This is a genomic window from Arthrobacter agilis, from assembly GCF_002953615.1.
In the GTDB taxonomy this organism is placed as follows: Bacteria; Actinomycetota; Actinomycetes; order Actinomycetales; family Micrococcaceae; genus Arthrobacter_D; species Arthrobacter_D agilis_B.
In genome coordinates, this window is sequence record NZ_CP024915.1 from 1,896,659 (window position 1) to 1,901,950 (window position 5,292).

Here is a 5,292-nt window from a genome sequence, read left to right on the forward strand (position 1 = left end):
CGGCCGGGGCTGCTCGACAGCCTGCTCGTCTCGATGTTCCTGTGGCTGGGCGTGTGCGTCTTCTCCGGCCTGATGTTCCCCGCAGTGCTCGCCGCAGCCCTGATCGTCCTGGTGGTCCGGCGCCGGCTGCAGCTCGTACCCGCCACCACTCCCGCGCAGGACGCGGTCCCCGCCCCGCACTCCTGAACGGTGTCACCCGAACGGCCCGAAGCGCCGTTCAGGCCGTGGCGGCCAGCCGGCTCAGCAGCTTCTGGGTGGACATCATCGCACCCCCGAGCACGGCGGGCAGTCCACCGCCCGGATGGACCGAGGCGCCCACGCGCCACAACCACGGCCGCAGCGGGTCCGTGTAGGGCGGCAGGTGGAACGGTCCGCTCAGCCACGCCGGGTGCACCGCACCGTACAGAGCACCACCGGCCGAGCCGCGCTCGCCGAAGTAGCCCGGATCCAGGATCTCGCACGCGTCGAAGTAGTCCTCGAGCGGCTCCGGAAGGCCCAGCACGCGCGTGGCCCGGTCCAGTTCACGCTGCACGAAGGGATCCTGGAGCGAATATCTCCTGCCGTTGGCCGGCGCGGTGAGGAGCAGGGCGAGGGTCGCCGACTCGTTGGGATACACGCCGTGCGCGGGATAATAGTTGGCGAACGCCATGGTCTGCTCGGGCTCGTCCCCGGCCTCGAGGCTCGCGTAGAGCGCCGCCGGGTCATCCGGCATGAGGACACCGTGACGTGCCGTGCACTCCGGCAGCGGCCGGGACAGCACGGCGTAGATCCCCACGGCCGAACAGGTGAGCTTCCGCGGCGTGCGCGGTGCCCGGCCTGCCAGCAGGCCGGCCAGCCGGTGGGCATCGAGGCCGCTGACGACGGCGTCGGCCGGGTAGGTGCCCGTGGACGTGACGACCCGCCGTCGGGCGATGCGCTGCGCGGGCTCCCCCGTGCGGATCTCGACGCCCGCGTCGAGGGCGAGCCGCTCCAGAGCCAGCACCAGTTCGTAGATGCCGCCCTCCGGGATCCAGACGCCGTCGTGCGCCATGATGGCAGGCATGCTCGCGTACAGCGCGGGCGTACGGGTGGGGCTCACCCCCGCATTGAGCGTGTGGATCGCGATGACCTCGCGCAGTCCGTCGGGCAGCCACGGCAGGCTGTCGAGGTAGCTGCGCGTGGTGAGGCGGCGGCCGTACAGTCCGGCCAGCCGGGTCAGGGCCGGGTAGGCCGCCTTGTCCATCGGCCCCGTCGTGAGCAGCTGTGAGACGTCCCCGCCGAGGATGCCGTGCTCCGCGGCGAAACGCGTCCAGGCCTCGTGCCAGGGGTGCCCCTCGGGGACGGGCAGGGCGCTTTCGACGCCCCGGTAGTAGTACGTGCCGACGTCCGGCAGGCGCTCCAGGCGGAGCGCCGCGACGTCCTCCGCCCGGGCGGACGTCGGCGGCGCGACCTCGTCGAGCCTGTGCAGGAGTTCCTGCCAGACACCCGGGAACGTGAGGAGCGACGGCCCGGTGTCCATGCGTTGCCCCGCGACCTCCATGCGACGGCTCTTGCCGCCCACGGAGTCGGAGGCCTCGAGCAGGGTCACGCTGTGCCCTGCGCGTCCGAGCAGCGCTGCCGATGCCAGCCCGCCGATCCCCGCGCCGACGACGACGACGCGGCTCACGGGTACAGCCCCAGGGTCAGTGCGACGACGAGCTGCACGCCCGCGACGGTCCCGGCCACGTAGGGGAAGGCGATCGAGTACCGGTACAGCCGGTGGCCCGTCGCGGGCCGCGGATCCCGGGAGAGACCGACCAGCAGCCAGCCGGCGATCAGCGCATTGACGACGGCCACCGGGATGTTGACGAGCGCGAAGCACACGGTCGATGCCGCCCACCATGCCCCGCTCCATGCCACGACGCCGCGCGCACCGAGCCGCACCGCCGTCGTCGTGATGCCCACGCTGCGGTCCTCGTCGATGTCCTGGACGGCGTCGTAGGTGTGCTTGGCCGCGCTCCAGGCCATGAGGCCGAGGGCGGCGGCCCATACCGGGTCGTCGCCCAGGGCGTAGGGCACGAACACGAGGGGGAAGGCGTAGGCGGCATTGCTGAGCGAGTCCACGTACGGGCGGGCCTTGAAGCGCAGCGGCGGTGCGGAGTAGAACACGAAGACCAGGGCGTAGGCGGCTATCCACGCGAGCGCCGGAGGCGGCAGGGTGACGGCGAACCAGGCAAGGAAGGGCACGTTCGTGATCAGGACGGAGAGCCAGATCGCCCGGACCTCGGAGGCCCGGATCCGGGCTCCCTCGAGCGATCCCTTGCGGGGATTGAGGGCGTCGGTGTCCTGGTCGAAGATGTCGTTGACGCCGTAGATCAGCAGGTTGAACGGCAGCGTGAGCCAGAGGAGGAGCGCGAGGGCCTCCTCCTGCCAGAACACCCCGGTGAGCCACATGCCGACGACACCGGTGCCGAGCGTGTTGATCCAGAGCACCGGCCGGGAGATCGAGACCATGCGCAGCGCCGCTGGCGCAAATCCTGCCTGTGGCACTGCTGGGATCCTCCTCGGACCGGCTGGGCGCGCACCCGACGGGACTCGAGCCCGTCGTGCGCCGGATGGTCCCAGCCTACGGGGTGCGCGGCGGCCCTCGGTCTGCCGCCGCGACGGACCTCGAGGACGCAGACGGGTGCGGCAACACTGGTGTGTCTAGAATCATAGGCGGGCCCGATGGCGTGCTCCTGATGCACCATCCACCTCGTCGAAGGAACCCCACCCCCCATGAAGATCGGAATCCTCACCAGCGGCGGCGACTGCCCCGGACTGAACGCCGTCATCCGCGGCGCGGTGCTCAAGGGCATCAAGGTGCACGAGCAGGAGTTCGTCGGATTCCGCGACGGGTGGCGTGGCGTCGTCGAGGGCGATGTCATCGACCTCCCCCGCCATGCGGTGAGGGGTATCTCCAAGCAGGGCGGCACCATCCTGGGCACGTCGCGCACCAACCCCTTCGAGGGCAAGGGCGGCGCGGAGGCCATCAAGGAGAACCTGGATCGCCTCGGCATCGACGCGGTGATCGCGATCGGCGGCGAGGGCACGCTGGCCGCCGCGAAGCGGCTGACGGACCTCGGCCTCAAGATCGTGGGCGTTCCCAAGACGGTCGACAACGATCTCGACGCCACCGACTACACCTTCGGCTTCGACACCGCCGTGCAGATCGCCACCGAGGCGATCGACCGCCTGCGCACCACGGGTGAGTCCCACAGCCGCTGCATGATCGCCGAGGTCATGGGCCGCCATGTCGGGTGGATCGCCCTGCATGCCGGCATGGCCTCCGGTGCCCACGCCATCCTCATCCCCGAACAGCAGACGAGCATCGAGCAGATCGCCGAATGGGTCTCCGACGCCAACGCCCGAGGCCGCGCGCCCCTCGTCGTCGTCGCGGAGGGCTTCGTGCCCTCGCACATGGAGCAGGCCCACTCCGAACGCGGACTGGACACCTTCGGCCGCCCCCGCCTCGGCGGCATCGCCGACCAGCTCGCACCCGAGCTCGAGTCGCGCACGGGCATCGAGACCCGCGCCACCATCCTCGGCCACATCCAGCGCGGCGGCGTCCCGACGTCGTTCGACCGTGTCCTCGCCACCCGTCTCGGCATGGCTGCCGTGGACTCCGTGAAGGACGAACTCTGGGGGACCATGGTCTCGCTCAACGGCACGGAGATCGCCCACGTGGGCTTCGAGGCGGCGCTCGGCAACCTCAAGCGGGTTCCGCAGCACCGCTACGAAGAAGCCGCCATCCTGTTCGGCTGATCCCATGGGACTCGATCCGGGGACCATCGCGATCGTCCAGCTCGCCTGGTCGCGGCTCCTGGGGCTCGACGACGGGGCCCTGGGCGACGGCGGGTCCGACCGCCTGTACAGCGTGGACGACGATGCCGCCGTCCTCTCGTTCGTGACGCTGTTCGGCCGGGAGGTCCTCCGGGGGCCGCGATGGGCGGTCGACGCCGGCCGGGGTCTGCCTGCCCCGGAGCTGCGCAGCTCCTCGGCCCTGCTCTCCCTCAGCCATGGGCGCGGCGGCCGCGGGCTCGGCGAGGCCCAGCTCTACTTCTGTGATGCCCTGCCGCAGCTGGACGGGCCACCGGCCGTCGTCTCCGACGAACGCGACCTCGTCCGTGCGCTCGAGCAGCGGTGTCCGCCCGACGACGTCGCGGAGGCCGATCTCGGCGGCGTCGACCATCCGTTCGTGCTGGTCGCTGAGGGGGACGGGACCGGGGAGGACCGGCCCACTCCCCTGTCCGGCGCCGGCTACGACATCTGGGAGGGCATCCTCGCGCACCTCGCGGTCCTCACGCCGCCCGAGGAGCGGCGCAGGGGCTACGGCGGGCGCATCGCCGCCGTCGCGATCGAGGAAGCCATGGCCGCGGGCCTGGTGCCCCAGTGGCGCGCGAGGACGGACAACACGGCCTCGCAGCGGACCGCTCGCCGTGCGGGCTTCGTCTTCGCCGGTACGCAGACGTCGGTGCTCCTCGAGGGTTGAGGACCGGCGCTGCGGGGTGGACCCGGTATGCCGGCATCCCTGCGTGACGGGAGCCGGAATCAGCCGAACAGTTCGACGACGTCCGTCCGCCCGAACATCTCCGCGGCGGCACGGGCGGAGGGCGTCCCGGCGTCGGGATCCGCGCCCGCCGCGACGAGGAGCCGGACCACCTCGGTATGCCCCTTGAAGACCGCGCCTGCCAGGGGTGTCTGTCCGCGGTCGTTGGCCTGGTCGGCGTCGGCGCCCCGACCGAGGAGGTCGCGCACGATGGCCGGGTGCCCGCTGTAGGCGGCGAGCATGAGGAGGCTGTCGCCCGCGGTGTTGGTCAGGGTGAAGGGCACGCCGGCCTCCAGGTACCTCACCAGGGTGGCGCTGTCGCCGGAGCGGGCGGCCTCGAACAGTGCATGGGCAAGGGCGATCGCAGCGGCTGCGCCGTCGTCGTCGTTCGTGGCTGTACCCGCCGGAACCCCGTCGTCCCCGGCGCTCATCGCGGCGCCCTCAGGAAACCGGTCGCGCGCCCGACCACCTGGCCGACGTCCGGTGCGACGATGACCTCCTGCGCGGCGGCATAGGCCTCCTCGCCGTCCTGCACGAGGAGGTCCGCCGAGGCATCGACCGATCGCTTGAGCACGGCCAGGGCGATCGGGCCCATCTCGTAGTGGTGGCCCACGGAGGTCACCCGGCCGACCGTGCGGCCCTCGCTCAGCACGGCACTGCCGGGAGCCGGGAGCGTGTGCTGGCTGCCGTCGAGGTGGAGGAACGTCAGGCGGCGCGGCGGGTGCCCGAGGTTGTGGACACGCGCC

At 71.7% G+C, this 5,292-nt stretch carries 7 protein-coding genes; 3 read left to right on the forward strand and 4 right to left on the reverse strand.

Features of this window, described 5'->3' with window-relative positions; all coding sequences use genetic code 11:
* The coding region (locus CVO76_RS09140) for a hypothetical protein (protein WP_208739031.1) at nucleotides 1–186 on the forward strand (186 nt) is incomplete at its 5' end.
* 31 nt (nucleotides 187–217) lie between these two features.
* Here CVO76_RS09140 and CVO76_RS09145 read toward each other — a convergent pair.
* Complete coding sequence (locus tag CVO76_RS09145) at nucleotides 218–1,645, reverse strand: phytoene desaturase family protein (protein WP_208739032.1); 1,428 nt, start codon at nucleotides 1,643–1,645, stop codon at nucleotides 218–220.
* Nucleotides 1,642–2,508, reverse strand: a complete 867-nt coding sequence (locus tag CVO76_RS09150; RefSeq protein WP_244185841.1) for a UbiA family prenyltransferase — start codon at nucleotides 2,506–2,508, stop codon at nucleotides 1,642–1,644. The genes CVO76_RS09145 and CVO76_RS09150 overlap by 4 nt, the downstream gene beginning before the upstream one ends.
* A gap of 228 nt (nucleotides 2,509–2,736) precedes the next feature.
* Between CVO76_RS09150 and CVO76_RS09155 the strand changes: the two genes are divergently transcribed.
* Entirely contained in the window at nucleotides 2,737–3,762 is a 1,026-nt protein-coding gene (locus tag CVO76_RS09155) for a 6-phosphofructokinase (protein ID WP_133082388.1), read from the forward strand.
* A 4-nt stretch (nucleotides 3,763–3,766) separates the two neighbouring features.
* Nucleotides 3,767–4,489 carry a GNAT family N-acetyltransferase gene (locus tag CVO76_RS09160; protein ID WP_208739033.1) on the forward strand — a complete coding sequence of 241 codons (723 nt, stop codon included), beginning with the start codon at nucleotides 3,767–3,769 and terminating at the stop codon, nucleotides 4,487–4,489.
* Between the two features lie 59 nt (nucleotides 4,490–4,548).
* On the opposite strand, the gene CVO76_RS09165 is transcribed toward CVO76_RS09160, so the two are convergent.
* Complete coding sequence (locus CVO76_RS09165) at nucleotides 4,549–4,977, reverse strand: ankyrin repeat domain-containing protein (RefSeq protein ID WP_208739034.1); 429 nt, start codon at nucleotides 4,975–4,977, stop codon at nucleotides 4,549–4,551.
* On the reverse strand, nucleotides 4,974–5,292 hold a 319-nt coding region (locus CVO76_RS09170; protein ID WP_279628570.1), incomplete at its 5' end, for a glycine cleavage T C-terminal barrel domain-containing protein. The genes CVO76_RS09170 and CVO76_RS09165, both read right to left, overlap by 4 nt.